The 16,675-nt window shown below is 69.1% G+C and carries 20 protein-coding genes and 1 pseudogene; 10 read left to right on the top strand and 11 right to left on the bottom strand.

The annotated features are described in order from the left end of the window. Positions 1-51 precede the first annotated feature (51 nt). The 7 genes from J5X86_RS43815 to J5X86_RS43845 form a co-directional block, all read right to left on the bottom strand. Positions 52-816, bottom strand: a complete 765-nt coding sequence (locus tag J5X86_RS43815) for an SDR family NAD(P)-dependent oxidoreductase (protein WP_167500753.1) — start codon at positions 814-816, stop codon at positions 52-54. 44 nt (positions 817-860) lie between these two features. Further along, on the bottom strand, positions 861-2,156 hold the full coding sequence (locus J5X86_RS43820; RefSeq protein ID WP_243983015.1) for an MFS transporter: 1,296 nt from the start codon (positions 2,154-2,156) through the stop codon (positions 861-863). Between the two features lie 252 nt (positions 2,157-2,408). Beyond that, positions 2,409-3,392 carry a Gfo/Idh/MocA family protein gene (locus J5X86_RS43825; RefSeq protein WP_208522200.1) on the bottom strand — a complete coding sequence of 328 codons (984 nt, stop codon included), beginning with the start codon at positions 3,390-3,392 and terminating at the stop codon, positions 2,409-2,411. Continuing rightward, positions 3,389-4,300, bottom strand: coding sequence for a sugar phosphate isomerase/epimerase (locus J5X86_RS43830; RefSeq protein WP_208522201.1), 912 nt, complete (start codon positions 4,298-4,300; stop codon positions 3,389-3,391). Before J5X86_RS43830 ends, J5X86_RS43825 begins: the two co-directional genes overlap by 4 nt. Continuing rightward, positions 4,300-4,839, bottom strand: a complete 540-nt coding sequence (locus J5X86_RS43835; RefSeq protein WP_208522202.1) for a VOC family protein — start codon at positions 4,837-4,839, stop codon at positions 4,300-4,302. Before J5X86_RS43835 ends, J5X86_RS43830 begins: the two co-directional genes overlap by 1 nt. Continuing rightward, entirely contained in the window at positions 4,836-5,834 is a 999-nt protein-coding gene (locus tag J5X86_RS43840; protein ID WP_208522203.1) for a LacI family DNA-binding transcriptional regulator, read from the bottom strand. Before J5X86_RS43840 ends, J5X86_RS43835 begins: the two co-directional genes overlap by 4 nt. Continuing rightward, positions 5,827-6,822, bottom strand: a complete 996-nt coding sequence (locus J5X86_RS43845; protein WP_208522204.1) for a Gfo/Idh/MocA family protein — start codon at positions 6,820-6,822, stop codon at positions 5,827-5,829. The genes J5X86_RS43840 and J5X86_RS43845 overlap by 8 nt, the downstream gene beginning before the upstream one ends. A gap of 158 nt (positions 6,823-6,980) precedes the next feature. On the opposite strand from J5X86_RS43845, the gene J5X86_RS43850 reads away from it, so the two are divergent. The 3 genes from J5X86_RS43850 (at position 6,981) to J5X86_RS43860 (ending at position 8,722) form a co-directional block, all read left to right on the top strand. Next, positions 6,981-7,622: a bifunctional 4-hydroxy-2-oxoglutarate aldolase/2-dehydro-3-deoxy-phosphogluconate aldolase gene (locus tag J5X86_RS43850; protein ID WP_208522205.1), complete on the top strand. Its 642-nt coding sequence runs from the start codon at positions 6,981-6,983 to the stop codon at positions 7,620-7,622. Next, the gene (locus J5X86_RS43855) at positions 7,609-8,241 is read left to right on the top strand and encodes an AAA family ATPase (protein WP_208522206.1); all 633 of its coding nucleotides are present in this window, start codon (positions 7,609-7,611) and stop codon (positions 8,239-8,241) included. Before J5X86_RS43850 ends, J5X86_RS43855 begins: the two co-directional genes overlap by 14 nt. 148 nt (positions 8,242-8,389) lie before the next feature. Continuing rightward, positions 8,390-8,722: a hypothetical protein gene (locus J5X86_RS43860; RefSeq protein ID WP_208522207.1), complete on the top strand. Its 333-nt coding sequence runs from the start codon at positions 8,390-8,392 to the stop codon at positions 8,720-8,722. Positions 8,723-8,772: 50 nt separating this feature from the next. Here J5X86_RS43860 and J5X86_RS43865 read toward each other — a convergent pair whose 3' ends face one another. From J5X86_RS43865 to J5X86_RS43875, 3 genes and pseudogenes are all read right to left on the bottom strand, one after another. Further along, positions 8,773-9,420, bottom strand: a complete 648-nt coding sequence (locus J5X86_RS43865) for a hypothetical protein (RefSeq protein WP_208522208.1) — start codon at positions 9,418-9,420, stop codon at positions 8,773-8,775. 238 nt (positions 9,421-9,658) lie between these two features. Then, positions 9,659-10,180: a hypothetical protein gene (locus J5X86_RS43870; protein WP_243983017.1), complete on the bottom strand. Its 522-nt coding sequence runs from the start codon at positions 10,178-10,180 to the stop codon at positions 9,659-9,661. Between the two features lie 172 nt (positions 10,181-10,352). After that, a pseudogene (locus J5X86_RS43875) lies at positions 10,353-11,470 on the bottom strand (integrase core domain-containing protein). A gap of 110 nt (positions 11,471-11,580) precedes the next feature. Between J5X86_RS43875 and J5X86_RS43880 the strand changes: the two are divergent. From J5X86_RS43880 to J5X86_RS43890, 4 genes are all read left to right on the top strand, one after another. After that, entirely contained in the window at positions 11,581-11,970 is a 390-nt protein-coding gene (locus tag J5X86_RS43880) for a hypothetical protein (RefSeq protein WP_208522209.1), read from the top strand. A gap of 60 nt (positions 11,971-12,030) precedes the next feature. Next, complete coding sequence (locus J5X86_RS51430; RefSeq protein WP_243983019.1) at positions 12,031-12,537, top strand: class I SAM-dependent methyltransferase; 507 nt, start codon at positions 12,031-12,033, stop codon at positions 12,535-12,537. Between the two features lie 83 nt (positions 12,538-12,620). Further along, complete coding sequence (locus J5X86_RS51435; protein ID WP_243983021.1) at positions 12,621-12,875, top strand: hypothetical protein; 255 nt, start codon at positions 12,621-12,623, stop codon at positions 12,873-12,875. Then, positions 12,872-13,417: an NUDIX domain-containing protein gene (locus tag J5X86_RS43890; RefSeq protein WP_208522210.1), complete on the top strand. Its 546-nt coding sequence runs from the start codon at positions 12,872-12,874 to the stop codon at positions 13,415-13,417. Before J5X86_RS51435 ends, J5X86_RS43890 begins: the two co-directional genes overlap by 4 nt. Before the next feature lie 20 nt (positions 13,418-13,437). Here the strand turns inward: J5X86_RS43890 and J5X86_RS43895 are convergent, their stop codons facing one another. After that, entirely contained in the window at positions 13,438-13,842 is a 405-nt protein-coding gene (locus J5X86_RS43895; protein WP_374229434.1) for an NUDIX domain-containing protein, read from the bottom strand. Positions 13,843-14,029: 187 nt separating this feature from the next. Here J5X86_RS43895 and J5X86_RS43900 point away from each other — a divergent pair, with 187 nt between their 5' ends. The 3 genes from J5X86_RS43900 to J5X86_RS43910 are packed head-to-tail and all read left to right on the top strand — an operon-like array spanning position 14,030 to position 16,407. After that, positions 14,030-14,839, top strand: a complete 810-nt coding sequence (locus J5X86_RS43900) for an ABC transporter ATP-binding protein (RefSeq protein WP_208522211.1) — start codon at positions 14,030-14,032, stop codon at positions 14,837-14,839. Further along, on the top strand, positions 14,836-15,597 hold the full coding sequence (locus tag J5X86_RS43905; protein WP_208522212.1) for an ABC transporter permease: 762 nt from the start codon (positions 14,836-14,838) through the stop codon (positions 15,595-15,597). Before J5X86_RS43900 ends, J5X86_RS43905 begins: the two co-directional genes overlap by 4 nt. 15 nt (positions 15,598-15,612) lie before the next feature. Then, complete coding sequence (locus tag J5X86_RS43910) at positions 15,613-16,407, top strand: MerR family transcriptional regulator (RefSeq protein ID WP_208522213.1); 795 nt, start codon at positions 15,613-15,615, stop codon at positions 16,405-16,407. The last annotated feature ends 268 nt before the right edge of the window (positions 16,408-16,675 follow it).

Here is a 16,675-nt window from a genome sequence, read left to right on the forward strand (position 1 = left end):
CGACCGGGATTCCTTGTTGTGCAGGGGCTGAACGGGCAGCAGCGAGCTCCATCAACTGCCCATCCCCAGCCGCGCGCCGCCGGCGATATCCAGGCTCAGACCGGTCAGGTAGCGGTTGGCCGGGTCGGTGAGGAAGGCGATGGTCGCCGCCACCTCCTCCGGTTCGGCGAACCGGCCCATCGGGATCTGCGCGGCCCGGGCCTGGCGGGCGCGCCGGTCCCCCTCGGGGTCGCCGCCGCCGGCGCGGTCGGCGAGCTGTGCCCACATGGCGGTGTTGACCGGGCCGGGGCACACGCAGTTGACCGACACGTTGTCCGGGCCGAGTTCCAGAGCCAGCGACCAGCAGATGTTCAGCACGGCCGCCTTGCTGGCGTTGTACGGGACGTACGCGCGACGGGCCTCCTTGGCAGCGACCGAGGCCACCGCGACCATGGAGCCGGAGCGCTGGGCCTTCATCACGAGGCCGACTTCGCGCAGTACGGAGAAGGCACCCGTGGCGTTGATCGCCATCACCCGGGCGAACTCGGAGCTCGGGGTCGTAAGGAGGTCCGGCTCGTTGCCGAGGACGCCGGCGGCGTGCACCAGGACGTCGATCGCTCCGTACTGTGCCCGGATCCCGGTCACAGTGTCGCGTACCGCCTGCTCGTCGGTGACGTCGAGCTCACGGAAGTCCGCGAGCCACTTCGGGAGGCTGTCCGGTGCCGTGCGGTCGCAGCCGATGACCACCGCGCCCGTTGCGTGCAGACGTTCGGCGGTAGCGGCTCCGATACCTCCGCTGGAACCGGTGACCAGCGCGATCTGGGACGGGGCGGTCATGGGGCGTCCTCCGTCGATGCCGTGGATTTCGTGGATGCCGGGCATTACTCGGCCTCGGATGCCGCAGAGGTTGTGGTGTCGGCGGCGTGCGTGCCCGCACGGCCCGTCTCCGGCAGCGTCAGGTAGACGATGAGGCAGATCAGGACGATGGCCGTCATGTACACCGCCACGCCCATGGGGTGGCCCCCTTCGACGAAGGAGCTGGCGATGAGCGGGGCCGTCCCGCCGAGGGTCGCGATGACGATCTGGTGGGCCAGACCGATGCCGGACACGCGGACGGCGGCGGGGAACAGTTCGGCCTGGATCGTCGGGTAGACGCCCTGCCAGATGGCCAGGACCACCCAGCCGCTGACGGTCACCGTCACGTAGACGCCGAATCCCGGCTGCTGGAGCAGCAACAGCAGCGGGTAGAAGAGCACCACCATGCCCGCGGCCCCGATGATGGGGAAGGGCTTGCGGCGGCCGATGCGGTCGGACAGGGCGCCGCACAGCGGCACGATGATCACCAGCAGGCCCAGCCCGATGGCGTTCCCCGCCAGGGCGGAGTCCAGGTCACGTCCGGTGGTCAGGTGTGCGTAGGTGGGCAGGAACGTGGCCCAGGTGTAGTAGGCGACGGCCGGGGCCGACAGAGCCGCGGTCTGCAGCAGTGCCTTGGGGTGCCTGCGCAGCAGTTCCCGCAGACGCAGGGTCTCGGGCTTCTTGTCGGCGGCGGAGTCCTCGACGGCGGCCTCGAACTCCGGGGATTCGTCGGCGCGCGAGCGCAGCAACATCCCGACGATGCCGAGGACGCCGCCGACGGCGAACGGGATGCGCCAGCCCCACGTCTCCAGGTCGTGGGTGCTCAGGGAGGCGATGACGAGCGCCCCCATGCCGGTGGCGGCCAGCGTGGCCAGGCTGCTGGCCGCGTTCGACAGCGAGCCGAACAGGCCCCGCCGGTCGGTCGAGCCGTTCTCCACCATGTAGGCGATGGCGCTCTGCGACTCGCTGCCGGCCGAGATGCCCTGCAGTACGCGGGCGAGCAGGAACAGCAGCGGTGCCGCGTAGCCGATGGCGGAGAACGGCGGGGTGAGCGCGAGGATCAGGCTGCCCACCGTCATGCCGCCGACCGCTACGGCCATGACGATGCGACGGCCGTAGCGGTCGGCCAGCGGGGAGATGATGACGCCGCTCAGTGGCCGCACCACGAATCCGATCGCGTAGGTCAGCAGGGCGCTGATCAGCGACATCGCCGGGCTGCTGCCGGGAAAGATCTGGCTGGAGAAGACGGCGGCCAGGAGGCCGTAGACGTACCAGTCGTACCACTCGATGAAGTGGCCGACGGTGCCGGCCAGGATGTTCAACCGCCTTCTGCGGGGCGGGGCTTCTCCTTTGGCCGGGTTGGAGGGGGAGTTCGGTGAGGCTATTCTTGGTGCGTTCGCCATTGAGCGCTCCTCAGTGCAGTGAGGGATGGGATCTGTGCGAACAAGCGGCGGGTGAGAGCGCCGCGGTCCGGTTGTTGGGCCGAAAGTGTCGGCGGTTCCGGAAGCCTGCTTCGCGCGTGGATGCCGTCGACACCTGCCTCGGTGCGGTGCCGTTCGAGGCTCCCGGAGGAATCAGCGCGTTGCGTGGCTGGCCCAGGTGCGGCCCTCCTGCTCCTTCACGGGCAGATCTGCGGCCTGCAGGATGTCGTCGAGGAGCGCCTGCGTGCGGGCGGCTTCCCGCCCCGATGTCAGCGGCGCGCCACGGTCTCGTACGCGGTCGAGGAAGTGGTGGACGGCGGCGGCGAAGCCGAAGGTGTTCGTCGCGGTGGCCCAGCCGAAGGCCTCGGGGCTCATCGAGCGCACGGTACTCACGCCGTCCTTGGTGAGGGTCACCGAGTCCGGAGCCACTACCTCGGCCGAGCGTTCGGCGCCGTAGGCATCGAGCTTTTCCGCCCACGCCCCGGCGGTCCGTGCCGCCGTCAGGACGCCGGTGCCGCCGCCGGCGAACCGGATCAGGGCGGAGACGCCGTCCTCCTGCCAGGGGTCGTCACCGGCGGCGTGGGCGGAGACGCCGACCGGTTCGCCCGGGCAGAACCAGCGCAGCAGGTCCACCATGTGGATGGCGTTCTCGAAGGTCGCGCGGTACTCGCTGCCGCGGCGGTTCTTCTGCGCGACGCAGAACGTGGCACCGGCGTCACCGAACTCCTCTCGGGCGGCGACGTAGGTCGGCGCGAAGCGGCGGTTGAAGCCGACCATCAGTACGCGCTCGTGCTCGTCGGCGAGGTCGGCGAGCTGTTCCGCGTCGCTGGTCGCGGTCGCGAGGGGCTTTTCGCAGAAGACATCCACGTCCGCCTCCAGCGCGCTGCGCACGCCGGCGACGTGCTCCGACCTCGGGGTCAACACGAACAGGGCGTCCAGGTCGCGTTCCAGGGCCTGTTCGACGGTGGGGGCCGCGGTGGAGAACCCCCACCGGCGGACCAGTTCGGAGGGGTCCTCGCGCCGGGACACGAGGACGTCGAGCTCGACGTCGTCCCGCGCCACCAGGGTGGGCAGCTGCGCGATGTGCGCGATGTTCCCGGCGCCGACCACGCCGACACGCAGCGGGGTCGTGCTCATCGGGACACCTCCGCGGGCGCGAGGCCAGCAGCCTCGTCGAGGAGAGAACGCATCACACGGGCGGACCGGGCGAAGCCCTCCTCCGGAGCCGGGAGATCCTGGGGGTGCCAGCGGTATTCGTACTCAAGGCTGATCACGTCGTCGTATCCGCGCTGCTTGACCGCCGGGAGGATGTCCGACCAGGGCACGATGCCGTCGCCGACGACGCGGGAGCGCACGGCGCGCTCGTCCGCCTTCACACGGGCCGTCTCGGAGGCCACGAAGGGGGCGTTGGGGTCGGTGAAGACGAGGTCCTTCACGTGGACGTGCCCGATCAGGTCGCCCTGCTCCCGCAGCGCCTCCGGCCATGCCTCGTCGTGGGTGAAGGTGAGATTCGCCTGGTCGTAGAGGACGCGCACCGCGGGTGAGTCCACCTCGCGTATCAGCCGGGCCGTGTCCTTGGCCGACTGCGTCATGGTGCCGAAGTGGTTCTCCACGCACAGGAGCACTCCGGCGTCGGCCGCGTGCGGTGCCAGCTCCATCAGTGCCGAGCGCAGGCGCTCCCAGTGTGCGGCGTGGCCGGTTCGGTCCGCTCCCCAGGAACCCGCGTACACGCGGATCCGGGTGGCGCCTACGCGGTGGGCGCAGTCGATGGCCGACCGCAGTTCGTCGAGCGCGGCGCGGCGCTGCGTCGGGTCCTCGTGGTTGATGCCGGTGGTGTACGGGGCGAGCCCCATCACCGGTACGCCGAGATCGTCCGCCACGCGGGCCGCCTCGGCCGCGGCGGCGGTGTCACCGATGGGCAGTCCGCCGCGGTAGTCGTTCTGGTAGATGACCTCGGCTCCCTCCAGGCCTGCGGAGGCGAAGAGTTGCAGCGCTTCGGGGAGGGTCTGTTCCGGTGTGCCGAGGGTGTGGCCAATGATGCGCATTACAGGTTCTTTCCGGTTCGGGAGGGGTCGGTCCAGTCGTCGGGGCCGACCAGGGGTGGCGGGCTGTGGACACGGGAGCGGTCGACCAGTTCGATCAACAGGCCCCAGGGCGCCCGGAGATAGGTCCACCGGTTGCCCGCGACGCGGGGGCTGTCGGCGCCGACCTCCTTGGTTCCGCCCAGCACCCGGGCGCCGTGCGACCGGAGGTGTTCGACGGCGGTGTCGACGTCCGCCACGGTGAAGCACAGGTGGTGGCCACCCGCGTCCGAGTGGCGCGGGTAGTCGCTCCGCTGGTCGGTGCTCCACCACTGGAACAGCTCGACGTTGAGGTTCGGCGGCATGCGCAGCATGGCCAGTTTCAGATGGGCGTCGGCCGGGACCTCGAAGTGGGCGGGCATGAAGTCGGCGTCGGGCCCGCGCGTCGAGCGGTACAGCTCCTCTGCGCCGAAGGCATCCGTGAAGAAGGTGACCGCTTCGCCGAGGTCGGGCACCGTGAAGGCGACATGGTCGACGTGTTGGAACCCTGCGGGCAGGCTCATCGGGGCACCTCCGCGGTCGACTCACGGACCAGCAGGTCCGGAGCCAGAACGACATGGCTCGTCTCCCCGTCCTTGAGGAGTTTCTCGGCGAGGTCGATGGCGATCACTCCCATGTCGGCGATGGGCTGGCGGACGGTGGTCAGCCGTGGGTTGTACCGGGCGCCGAACTCCAGGCCGTCGAAGCCCATCACCGACACCTCGTCGGGGACGGACACACCGCGCACACCAAGAGCGGAGATGAGGGCGAAGGCGACCATGTCATTGGCCGCGACGACCGCTGTCGGGCGTTCCTCGACCGCCATGTCCATCAGACGCTGGGCGGCCCGCTCCCCCACATCAGGCCCGGCGCCTCCGTCCAGGACAGTCGTCGGCATGCCCAGCTCCGCGGCCAGCCCCTCGTAGGCGGCCAGGCGGTCCTTGGACGTGTACGCCCCGGAGATGCCGGATACGTAGGCGATACGCCGGTGCCCCAGGCCGCGCAGATGGTCCACGGCGAGTGCGATGCCCTCGGCGCTGTCCACCGTCACGGTCGGTACCTGTGCCTCTTCGACGCGGTCGATGACCACGACCTTGCTGCCGAGGGCGACGTTCTGCAGCTCGTCGAGGTCGACGGTGGTCGACGGTGCGACAATCCCGAAGGGCGCGTACATCTCCTGAAGGGACGTCAAATACGCGTTCGTCTGGGCCACTTCGCCGCCAGTCACGCACAGCACCAGCTGGTACCCGCGGTCAGCGGCCGCCGCAGCAATGGTCCTCGCGAGCTCCCCGTAGAAGGGGTTGGTGATGTCCGGGACGATCAGCGGCACCAGTCGGCTCGCACGACGGCGCAGGGCCTGCGCCAGTGGGTTCACCCGGTAGCCGAGGCTCTCCGCCACCTCCAGGACGTGTTTGCGGGTCTTGGCGTTCACGGCTTCCGGCCGGGAGAACGCGCGGGAAACCGTGGAACGATGGACACCCGCCCGGGCGGCGACGTCGTCGATGCTCACCTCAGCCATGGCTGACCTCCAGGGACGCGATGGAGGACCGCCCGTACGCGGCCCAGATGAGGCTCATTGTGTCCGCGAGGTCGTCCAAGGTCGGCAGCCCCGCGAAGCCGTCCACCCAGGTGTCGGCCACCTGCCGGGCGAACACGCCGTACAGGGGGTCGCTGTCGACGTCGATGGTGTTCGACTCGGTGACACCGCCCGCAGTGTGCGTGAAGGAGACGTCGCCGGAGGTACTCACGTCGACGTATCCGCTGTCGCCGGCGCTGGTGAAGGAGCAGTACCGCTGGACGGGACTCACCGGGAAGGCGTAGCCGACCTCGATGATCGCCTCGCTGCCGTCGTCGCCCGCGAGGACGAGGGTGGCGTGGTCCTCGACGCCCTCGCCGTGCAGGCTCGCGGACAGGTTGGCTGCCACGAGCTCCACTCGGCGGGCGCGGCTGCGCTGCAGGAAGAGGTCGACGAAGTGCGGCGCGAGGTTCACCAGACACCCTCCGCCGGAGCGGGCGGGATCGAGCATCCAGGAGCAGCCTGCCGCGTGGTAGCGCTCCGGCGGGCCGGCCACAAAGCTGGACCGTTGGTACGTGGGCGCGCCCGCCTGGGACAGTGCGTCGTCCACGGGGCCGCCGCGCTGGACGAAGGGGACGGTCGCCGCCACCCCGGCTGCTGCGGCCGCGTCGCGAATCCGCTCCACGTCCTCGGGCCCCGTGCCACCGGGCTTCTCGACCACGAACGGGATGCCGCGCTCGATCAGGGCCAGGCACGTGTCGACCATCCGGTCGTGCGGACCGAAGACGTAGGCCAGGTCCAGGGGGCATGCATCCAGCGCTTCGCCGACGTCCCCGTACACGGGCGCGTCGAGGCGTCGGGCGATGCCCGTGACCTGGTCGGGCTCCTCGTCCTGGACGGCCACGACTTCGTGAGTGTCCACCCAGGCGCTGACATGCAGGTGTACGTGCCAGTGCCGGGCACCCAGCACGGCCGTTCGCGGACGTCTCACGACGCGTCTCCCAACTTTCGATACAGAGCAGCTTCTACTGATTGTGCTCTTCGAGTCCGGTCACTGCAATCGATCTCCGAGATCGATTGCAATACCGAAACAGGGCTGCTTAAGCTCTGTCAACACCCCCGACCATCCGATTTCGTTGAGGTGACCCCATGCGCAAGCTGCGCACCTTGAATGCCATCAGTGACACGGGGACGGTGCTGATCGTGCGCCTCCCCACCGCGGAGGCGTCCTACGAGGTGGCCTGCGAGGCCATCGCGGGAGGGATACGCGCGGTCGAGGTCACGCTCACCACACCGGGCGCGCTGGACGTGATCCAACGGCTGAGCGAGGAGCACCCCGAAGCCGAGATCGGCGCCGGCAGCGTGTTCGACGCGACGTCGGCCTACGCGAGCATTCAGGCCGGAGCACGCTTCCTGGTCAGCCCGCATGTCGACCTCGGGATGCTGGAGACCGCGGGCCGCTACCAGGCCGTCAGTATCTGCGGGGCCGCGACCCCCACGGAGATCGTCCAGGCAGCTACAGGGGGCGCCGACCTGGTCAAGCTGTTCCCCTCCTCGGTCCTCAACCGCGACTACGCTCGTGCGGTACTCGAACCGCTCGGCCACATCCCCCTGGTCCCGGCCGGAGGTGTGTCGCCGGGGAACGTAGGCGAGTGGTTCGACGCCGGGGTCGCGGCGGTCGGCGTCGGAAGCTTCATCACCAAGGCGGCGCAGCGGGAGAGCACCGAGCCGCACCCGGTCCGCGCGGCGGCCCGCACCTTCCTGGAGGCGGTGGCCGATGCCCGCGCCTGACCCGGCCTCTCCCGCGTCCGGAGCACCCCCGGTCTTCATCGCGATCGGCCCCGCGGGCTCGGGAAAGTCCCACGTCGCCCGGGAACTCGCACGCCGGCTCCGCGCGGCCTACCTCGATAAGGACTCCCTGGCCGGCGACCTCGTGGACGCCGCCCTCGAACTGGTCGGACGGCGCGCGGGAGGCCGCGAAGACGACCCGACCTACGTCGAGCGGTTGATGCCGGCCGAGTACAAGGCGCTGTTCGCCACGGCGGCGGACAACCTGCGGCTCGGCCTGCCCGTCGTCCTGGACGCCCCCTTCGCGGCATACCTCGCCGACTCCGACTTCCTGACCGCCTCCGCCGACCAGGCGTCCTGGCCCGCACAGACACCCGTCGTCGTGGTCGAGGTACGGACCTCCCCGGAGAACGTTCGTACGCGGCTGACCGAACGGGGCCTGCCCCGCGACCAGGCCAAACTGGCCGACTGGTCCTCCTTTTGGCAGCAGCTCGGGGGCCGGGGGTGCGCCTGGTCCGGTGCTCGGCACATCGTCGTGAACAACGACGGCGAACCGGACCTCGATGCGGTCGTGCGGATCGCGGGCGGCACCGTGCCGATTGCCTTCCCCGTCTCACCGTGACGGTTGTTGGTGCCCCCCGGGGACGGCAGGTGATGACTCCGCTGCGCTCAGAAGTGTTGGGGCGCATGACGAAGAAGGGCGCGATCCGCGCCCTTCTCTTCGTCGGTCGTTGCTGTTGTATGGGCTCAAGTACCGACAGCGGAGGCGTATGCCCCATCACGTCGTGTCCGGGGAGACTGGCACGGCCCGCGGCCACCACGCGGCCCGCTCGATGCTGGCGACCTTGCGCGCGCCCCGCTTCGTCAGCAGCACGATCGGCAGGCCGTTGCTGACCTCGAGCGAACCTCGCGCGATTCAGCAGTTCGCTGGCTTCGAACGGATCGGCCTGTCCGCCATCGCGGCCGACCGCCCGTACGGACTGTTCGTCCGGCAGCAAACGATCGAGAACGCTCCGGAGCAGCGGCTCGTCGACGTCGGCCGGACAGCGCTGCGGCCGCCCAGGCCCCGGCGCGCTGGAATGGATGCGCGGTCAAGAGCATAGGCGGACCGTAGCGTCAGCGCCGTGGCAGCGAGCGCTCTGAACGGCGCAGGTCACCGTGTCGAGTGGAGATCGCTTGCCTCGTGGACCGTGGCGGCCAGCGCGGCCCGCCGCTGGTCGTCTTCGCGGATGATGCGCCCGACCTGTACGTCCGTCACGCCCAGTGGTGCGGCCGCGCGGCTCTTCCCTCCGCGTTCCGGGCCGACGAGCTCGCGCACCAAATTGGCGTAGGCCCGCTGCCACAATGCGTCCTGCCGGGTGAGCAGTTCACGTTGGCGGCGGATCCGCTGGGCCATCTGCTGCGGTTCGGCGGGCAGGGCCAGGCGCATGATCTCGGTGTATTCGTCCAGGACATCCTGGTCGCGGTCGAGGTCGGCGAAGCCCATGGCGTAGGCGGAGTCCGGGCGGGCAGCGTCGGCCATCCTGTCCTGGATGAGCTCAATGTGGTCGCTGAGCTGCTCGGCGGCGGCCTCGGGGGTGAGCTGCTCAACCGTCCATCCGTCAGTGTCCAGCGGCGCGTTGTCGTACGCCCACCAGACGGTCCGAGTCTCAGGGTCGATCATGAGCCGGTGCATAGAGGAGTCGAGAACCGCGGTTGTTTCGGCGAGGACGCGGGAGGCACCGCTGACATGCTCGGCGATATGAGCCACAGCGGCGGCCTGGTCGGCGACGGTAGTCGTGGAGAGCGGTGTGCCGGTCAAGGTGTACTCCCGGTGCTGGTGAGGTGTCGGACGGGTCGGCGTGGCGGCGAGCAGGCTCCGAGGCGACGCTCGGTGTACGGAACCTGGGGTCGGTCCTCGCGAGACGAAAGCAACGTGCCCCCGTTGGAAATAGCTGTCAACGGGGGCACGTCGGAAGCGGTCTCGATACACCAGGAGCGGCATGCGGTGGAGCCGAACGTCCTGATATCGGCCGCTACGGGCATCCTCAGTTCCCGGTCTACTCGCGGAGGAAGCGGCGTTCTGCGCGGCGGCGGCGCACCTGGTACCAGCGTGCGATGTAGGCGAGATCCTTCCGGCAGACGTCCAGGAAAGCCCTCTGCGCGGTGACCACGGCCTCGGCCTGCCGCTGGGATCGGCGGGCGCTCTTCTCGTCCAGCTCCAGATTGCTGATGGCCTCGACGAGGGTTTCCGCCGCGGCGATGACGTGGACGCTGCCGCACAGCCGGACCCCGTGCAGCGCGCTGATGAGCTCGCTGCTGACCTCCCACGCCTGGGGGGTCTGGCCCAGCAGCAGCTTGTGCGCGGCGCGTCCGACCTCGCGCTTCAGGTGGGCGAACTGGTACGCGTAGTTGAACGAGCGGGTGGAGGCGTCCAGCAACCGGCGGTACGCCTCCGCGCGGTCTTCCCTGCTGCCCAGCCGGGGAACACCCACAGGCCGGTACCGCCCGACCAGCGCGCTGGCCACGCTCCCTGTCGCTTTGATACCGGCAGCCGCCACGCCCGGCGTCAAGAAGGTCATGCCCGGTTCTACCATCCGGCGGGCCGGGCGTCGGCCGGGCCGCAGCAGCTGGTCGACCCGGACCCTCCCGCAGGCGACGTCTTCCCAGCGGGCGTCTGGGAGGCGCACTGCGCGGTGGCCACGTGGGGCCTGGAACAGCTCGGATCACCCCTGAAGGGTGTCAATATGCCGATCAGGCTGCTGAGCTGGGCTTTTCCTGTGGATGGTGAGGCAGTCGGAGTGGCGTGGTGTGGTGTGGTACTCGTTGAGTAGTCCGCCAAGTACTTGTCGACGCCTGACCGTGGCAGCGGGCAGGGGGATGACGTTCGGGTCGTCGTCTGGTGCTCGCAGATCGAGCCTGCGGTGGGCTCGTCCGGCGTTGTAGTGCTGGGCGTACTGGTTGAGGACTGTGCGTAGGTGTCGTTCGCCGGCGATGAGGAGTCGGTCGGTGCATTCAGTACGGGCTGTGCGTATCCACCGTTCGGCGAACGCATTGAACCGCGGGCTTTGCGGCGGGGTTGGGATGACGGCGATGCCGTTGCCGGTGAAGACGGCATCGAATGCGGCGGTGAACTTGCTGTCCCGATCACGGATGAGATACCGGAAGCACCCAGCCCTCTCCTCGAGATCCATGAGCAGGTTGCGGGCGAGTTGAGTAACCCATGCACCGGTGGGGTGGGCGGTGACGCCCAGGACATGGACGCGCCGAGTCCTGATTTCCATGACGAAGAAGACATAGAGACGCCTGAGGAAGACGGTGTCCACGTGCATGAAGTCGCAACCCAGAAACGTGTGGGCCTGGGCTCGGAGGAAGGTAGGCCAGGTCTGCCGTGATGCGCGCTGCGGTGCCGGTGGTAGTCCGGAGCGGCGAAGCACACGCCGGATTGTGGTGGCGGCGACCCGATGACCGAGCCGGCGAAGTTCGCCCTGGATCCTGACGTACCCCCAGGTCGGGTTCTCCCTCGCCAGGCGCTGGATGAGCGCGACCATCTCGTCCGGCAACGGCGGACGGCCGGGTATGACCGATGCTTGGCGCCACTTCCAGCGCACCAGACGCCGGTGCCAGGTCAGCAGCGTGCCCGGAGTGACCAGCCGGTAGCGGCGTAAGACCGGTGGCAGGTGCCGGGCGAGGGCGGAGAGCACGGCACGATCGGCCCACGACAATCGCGGCCGATCGACCTGTCGGCGCAGGACGGCGACCTCATGACGCAGCGCCAGGATCTCGGCGTTGTTTGCGGCAAGCGAACGGCACAGCAGGAGGAAGCAGCTCAGTAAGCGGCAGAAGATCAGGTAGAGCAGTCGCAGTCCCACAACTACTGATCATGCCCATACTCAAACGATCGCAAAGCCCCTGGTCAGTCGCCGTACGGCAATAAAGACACCCTTCAGCCCTCGCCCGCCACCTCGGCCTGACGCAGACCGTGCGAGCCGCGGCCAAGCTGACGGCCCTGGCCGAGCTGCGCGACCTCGCCCCGGCCAGCGCCGCCCACCAGCAGCACGTCGACCGCGCCACCGCGGCCCTGAGCGGCCTGAACGTCCCGGCCACACCGGAGCCGTGGACGCCGCCCGGCGAAGGCGACCTGCTGCGGACGCCGGAGACCGGGCGCGCCTTGTACCCGCACGACACACGCTCCGGTGAGCACGGGCTGACGGTGTTCTCCTGCCTCGGCTCCCAGGTCCTCGCCACCCTCGACTGCGACGGTAAACAACTGCCCTACCTGCTCGACCTCGGCACCCTCAAGGGCCGGCGCATCGCCCTCGGCGCACAGTTCTCATCACCGCCCGCCGCCGTACAGTCCACGCTCTTTTGACCCTGTCCGAACGCCCGGCCTGCACTGCCGGGCCGCCCTGAGAAGCGAGGCCACAGCAACATGGCACCCCAGGACGCCATCCTCGGCTGGAACGAGGACAGCAACGCCGAGGCGTACAACGCCTTCACCCGCGCCCACCCCATGTACGACGCAACCAGCCGCGACCTCGCCCGTCGAGGCCATCTGGCCAACGCCAGCCTGGTGGTCGACCTGTGCGGCGGAGCCGGCGCGACCGCCCGCGCGATCCTCGACCTGATCCCGGCCCGGGCCCGGGTCGTCTCCGTCGACAACGCTGCCGCGATGCAGCGTGTCGGCCGCCGCACCCTGACCGACGCCCGCCTGACCTGGATCACCTCCCCGCCGAACGGCTCGCCGACCACCTGCACGCCAGCAGCGCCGATGCCGTGGTGTGCAACTCCGCGATCTGGAAGACCGATACCGCCGCAGTATTCGCGGCCGTCGCCCACATCCTGCGCCCAGGCGGGCACTTCGTCTTCAACATCGGCGGTGGCTTCGCCGGCGTCCGGCACCCCGACGAACTGTCCACCCGCACCGGGCCTTCCCTGAACGCCCTCATCCGCCAAGTCGCCGCTGAGGCCCACGGATACACCCCACCGCCGCGCGACGCGGACAGGCCGCCGAAGCTGCCGATGAAAACAGTCACCGAGCAGCTGACCGCAGCCGGACTGACGGTCGTCGGCACAGAGCTCACCGCCCAGCACAGCACCATGGCCGAGAAGAAGGCGTGGCTATCCATCCCCGTCTTCGCGCGGCCCGAGGGCGACTTCACCCACGCCCAGCGGATGCAGATCCTCGACACCGCCTACGCCATGACCACCCCCGATGCCCCGGCCGTGACGAGCTGGCTCGTCGTCGTCGCCCAACGGCCGGAGGCCGCCGCATGACCCCGGCCGCCCCGGCTCCCGGCGGCGGGGCCCGCCTCTGTGACCACGCAAGCGTCGGGGTACTGATCTCCTCCCCGAGCGGCCTGCTCGTCTTCGAGCGGGCGATTCCTCCGGCCGGAATCGCCCCGGTCGCCGGCCACGTCGACGAGCATGGCGGCCCCGAGCAGGCCGCCCGCGACGAGGTCACCGAAGAGGTCGGTCTCACCGTCACCCACCTGCACCTGTTGCTGGATCAGTGGCGGCCCAACCGCTGCCGCCGCACGCCCAGCGGTCCGGTCGGCCACCACTGGTGGATCTTCCAGGCCGAGGTTTCCGGGTCGCTGTGCCCCTCGCCCCGGGAGGTCCGCGCCCCTCGGTGGATCCACCCAGCCCAGCTGCGGCAGCACGCGCTGCGGACCGCCGCGTATGCCAACGGGTGCCTGGGCCGTGAGGAGTTCGAACGCGAACCCGGCCTGGAGCCGGTGTGGTGCCGCTTCCTGCACGACCTTGAGCTCGTCACCCTGCCCTCGGCCGACCTCGACCGGATCGAGGCCCTCCTGTGAACGGCGGCCAAGGGCCTACCTCAGCGGGAGCCGACCGCCCGGCCGGCTGCCAGACGGCGAGCGTGCGCACGGATCCGCTCGCGGTCCTCGGGGAAGACGCTGTCCCAGCCTGTATCCAGACGGAACCATGCCGCCGGCTGGTTCTGCTCCCCGGCGAGCGGCACATCGCGTCCCACGATCGCGGCGTAGGACAGGCCCAGCGTCGGAAACCAGTCGGCCCGGTAGGAACGCACCGCCACGGCCGCGGGCTCGGGCAGCAACTCGGTGCGCAGGCCGGTCTCCTCCAGCAGCTCTCGTGCCGCCGCCGCACGCGGCGCCTCGCCCGGCTCCACCTTGCCACCGGGCGAAGCAGGCGGGTTCGTTGATTTCTGGCCGGTGAGTCGCAGGAACCAACGCGTGAGTGGTTCACCGAAGTCTATGAGTATGGAGGGTTCGCGGCCGAACGAGCTCGGGGGGAGCGGTCCGTCATCGCTGCGATGTGTCTGACCGACCGGCGATCTGAATGCCGTGGTCGGAGCGGGCTTGACCTTGACGCTGGGTCAACCCTCCATCCTTCCGGCAGGGGCGTCCTCGCAGTCGCGTGGAACAGCTCCGCGAAGGAGGCAGATGACCATGACGGCCCAATCGATCGCCGGTCCGGCGATTCGCGTGCAAGGTCTCAAGAAGTCGTACGGGAAGCTCGAAGTGCTGCGCAGTGTGGACTTCGGCGTGGCGCCGGGCAGCATCTTCGCCCTGCTCGGCTCCAACGGGGCGGGCAAGACCACCACCGTGAGGATCCTCGCCACACTTCTGAAAGCCGACGCGGGGGCGGCGAGCGTCAATGGCTTCGACGTTGCCACGCACCCGGCGGACGTGCGGGAGTCCATCAGTCTCACCGGGCAGTTCGCGGCCGTCGACGAGATCCTCAGCGGTCGGGAGAACCTTGCCCTCGTCGCCAGGCTGCGCCACCTCAAGGACCCGGGCGCGATCGCGGATGACCTGCTCAGGCGTTTCTCGCTGAGCGAGGCGGGCGCGCGGCGAGTGTCCACGTATTCGGGTGGGATGCGCCGCCGGCTGGACATCGCGATGAGCCTCATCGGGAATTCGCCGGTGATTTTCCTGGACGAGCCGACGGCCGGACTCGACCCCGAGGCGCGCATCGAGGTGTGGGACGCGGTCAAGGAGCTCGCCGACCACGGCACGACGGTGCTGCTCACCACGCAGTACCTGGAAGAGGCCGAGCAATTGGCCGACCGGATCGCGATCCTCCACCAGGGTCGGATCATCGTGAACGGCACCCTCGCCGAGCTCAAGCAGCTCTTCCCGCCCGCCAAGGTCGAGTACGTCGAGAAGCAGCCGACTCTCGAGGAGATCTTCCTCGCAGTCATCGGGGGCATCGACAAGAGCGACGTCACTGGCACGACAACTGGGGGACGAGCATGAACGCGTACTTCTTCAACGACACTGTCGCGCTCACGGGGCGGACCCTGCGCCATGTCACACGCAGCATGGACACCATCATCACGACCGCCATCACGCCGGTCGCCATGATGCTGATGTTCGTCTACGTGTTCGGCGGCGCCATCGATACCGGGTCGGTTTCGTATGTGAACTACATGCTGCCCGGCATCCTGCTCATGACCATCGCCTCAGGCATCTCCTACACCGCGTACCGGCTGTTCACCGATGTGAAGAGCGGGATCTTCGAGCGATTCCAGTCCATGCCGATCGCTCGGTCGGGTGTGCTGTGGGCCCACGTCGTCACCTCTCTGGTCGCCAACCTGATCGCTCTCGTGCTCGTCGTGGGCGTCGCTGTGCTCATGGGCTTCCGCTCCGGGGCAGGAGCGTCGGCATGGCTCGCGGTCGCCGGCATCCTGCTCTTGTTCACCCTGGCGCTGACCTGGCTCGCCGTGATCCCCGGGCTCTCTGCGTCGTCGGTCGAGGGCGCGGGCGCGTTCGCCTACCCTCTCATCTTCCTGCCGTTCGTCAGTTCGGCGTTCGTGCCCACAAAGACGATGCCCGGCCCGGTGCGCTGGTTCGCCGAACATCAGCCGGTGACGTCGATCGTCAACACGATCCGCAACCTGTTCGCCCAGCAGCCGGTCGGCGACGACATCTGGACCGCCCTCGCATGGTGCGTCAGCATCCTCGTCGTGGCGTACATCTTCGCGATGGCCGCCTATCGCCGGAAGATCGCCTGAGGCAGTCTGAGACCCATGCTCACCATCAGCCAGCTTGCGGCGTACGCCGGGGTGACGGTGCGGGCGGTACGCCACTACCACCGGATCGGGTTGCTGCCGGAGCCCGAGCGCGACCGGTCCGGATACCGGAACTACGACGCTGTCGCGGTCGTGCGACTGATCCGGATCCGCACCCTCGCAGACGCCGGCGTGCCGCTGGCCCGGGTGCAGGAACTCCTCGACGCCGCCCCGGAGGAGTTCGCCGGCGGCGTCCAGGAGATCGACAAGGCCCTGCGCGCCGAGATCCGGCGGCTGCAGAACACTCGCAGCCGACTCGCCAGGCTCGCCGCCGGAGAGCACCTGGCGCTCCCGCAGAGCGTTGTGGACTACCTCGACCGGCTGCGCGGTCTCGGCGTTGAGGAGCGGTACATCGAGATGGAGCGGGACGCCTGGATCATGATCGCTGCCCAGGTGCCGCATTCGATCGACTCCGTGATCGCCAAGAAGCACGAGGAGCTGGACGACCCCGAGATGGTGAAGCTCTACAGCCTTCTCAGCGGGGCACTCGACTGGCCGGCCGACGATCCGCGGATCGTCGAGGTCGCCGACATCATGGAGCGCTTGATGGTTCGCGCTGTGGAGGCCGGCGAGGTGGGTGCCGATGACGGCATCGATGATCAGTTTGTCGACCTCCTGGACTCAACCATGGTCGAGTCCTCACCGCACGCCGCGCGGCTGTTGGCGATTCTGGAGGAGCGGGGCTGGAGGGGCTGGACCCGCATCGAGCGAGTGCCTGCCGAGAGACTCAACACTGGGCTGCCGCCATCGTGAAGGCAGGTCAGGGTCCTGGAGTGACGCTATTTGGGGGTGCACGTGCTTCCCGGGGGCGGCCGTCTGCCTCAGTGAGGAACAGGGCCGGCGCGGTGGGGGTGGGCAGCGTGGATGTACTTCATGGCAGTGGTGATGGAGATTCTCCTGACAGCAACACCGGTTTCCCGTTCCGTTCCCCGGGCCCCGGCCCCAGACAGGACAAAAGCCCGCCCCTTCGATCTGAAGGCTACTGGCGGGTTACTTGTCACCTGGTTCGCCGCTCGTTAAA

Source organism: Streptomyces sp. NEAU-YJ-81 (assembly GCF_017592595.1).
Lineage (GTDB): Bacteria > Actinomycetota > Actinomycetes > Streptomycetales > Streptomycetaceae > Streptomyces > Streptomyces hygroscopicus_B.

What these genes read in the sequence shown, in the direction of transcription:
- J5X86_RS43860 (WP_208522207.1), top strand. Translation starts at nt 8,390, where the DNA reads ATGCCCCATCACGTCGTGTCCGGGGAGACTGGCACGGCCCGCGGCCAC.
- J5X86_RS51435 (WP_243983021.1), top strand. Translation starts at nt 12,621, where the DNA reads ATGAAAACAGTCACCGAGCAGCTGACCGCAGCCGGACTGACGGTCGTC.
- J5X86_RS51430 (WP_243983019.1), top strand. Translation starts at nt 12,031, where the DNA reads ATGGCACCCCAGGACGCCATCCTCGGCTGGAACGAGGACAGCAACGCC.
- J5X86_RS43825 (WP_208522200.1), bottom strand. Translation starts at nt 3,392, where the DNA reads ATGAGCACGACCCCGCTGCGTGTCGGCGTGGTCGGCGCCGGGAACATC.
- J5X86_RS43855 (WP_208522206.1), top strand. Translation starts at nt 7,609, where the DNA reads ATGCCCGCGCCTGACCCGGCCTCTCCCGCGTCCGGAGCACCCCCGGTC.
- J5X86_RS43900 (WP_208522211.1), top strand. Translation starts at nt 14,030, where the DNA reads ATGACGGCCCAATCGATCGCCGGTCCGGCGATTCGCGTGCAAGGTCTC.
- J5X86_RS43835 (WP_208522202.1), bottom strand. Translation starts at nt 4,839, where the DNA reads ATGAGCCTGCCCGCAGGGTTCCAACACGTCGACCATGTCGCCTTCACG.
- J5X86_RS43850 (WP_208522205.1), top strand. Translation starts at nt 6,981, where the DNA reads ATGCGCAAGCTGCGCACCTTGAATGCCATCAGTGACACGGGGACGGTG.
- J5X86_RS43830 (WP_208522201.1), bottom strand. Translation starts at nt 4,300, where the DNA reads ATGCGCATCATTGGCCACACCCTCGGCACACCGGAACAGACCCTCCCC.
- J5X86_RS43870 (WP_243983017.1), bottom strand. Translation starts at nt 10,180, where the DNA reads ATGACCTTCTTGACGCCGGGCGTGGCGGCTGCCGGTATCAAAGCGACA.
- J5X86_RS43890 (WP_208522210.1), top strand. Translation starts at nt 12,872, where the DNA reads ATGACCCCGGCCGCCCCGGCTCCCGGCGGCGGGGCCCGCCTCTGTGAC.
- J5X86_RS43910 (WP_208522213.1), top strand. Translation starts at nt 15,613, where the DNA reads ATGCTCACCATCAGCCAGCTTGCGGCGTACGCCGGGGTGACGGTGCGG.
- J5X86_RS43840 (WP_208522203.1), bottom strand. Translation starts at nt 5,834, where the DNA reads ATGGCTGAGGTGAGCATCGACGACGTCGCCGCCCGGGCGGGTGTCCAT.
- J5X86_RS43905 (WP_208522212.1), top strand. Translation starts at nt 14,836, where the DNA reads ATGAACGCGTACTTCTTCAACGACACTGTCGCGCTCACGGGGCGGACC.
- J5X86_RS43815 (WP_167500753.1), bottom strand. Translation starts at nt 816, where the DNA reads ATGACCGCCCCGTCCCAGATCGCGCTGGTCACCGGTTCCAGCGGAGGT.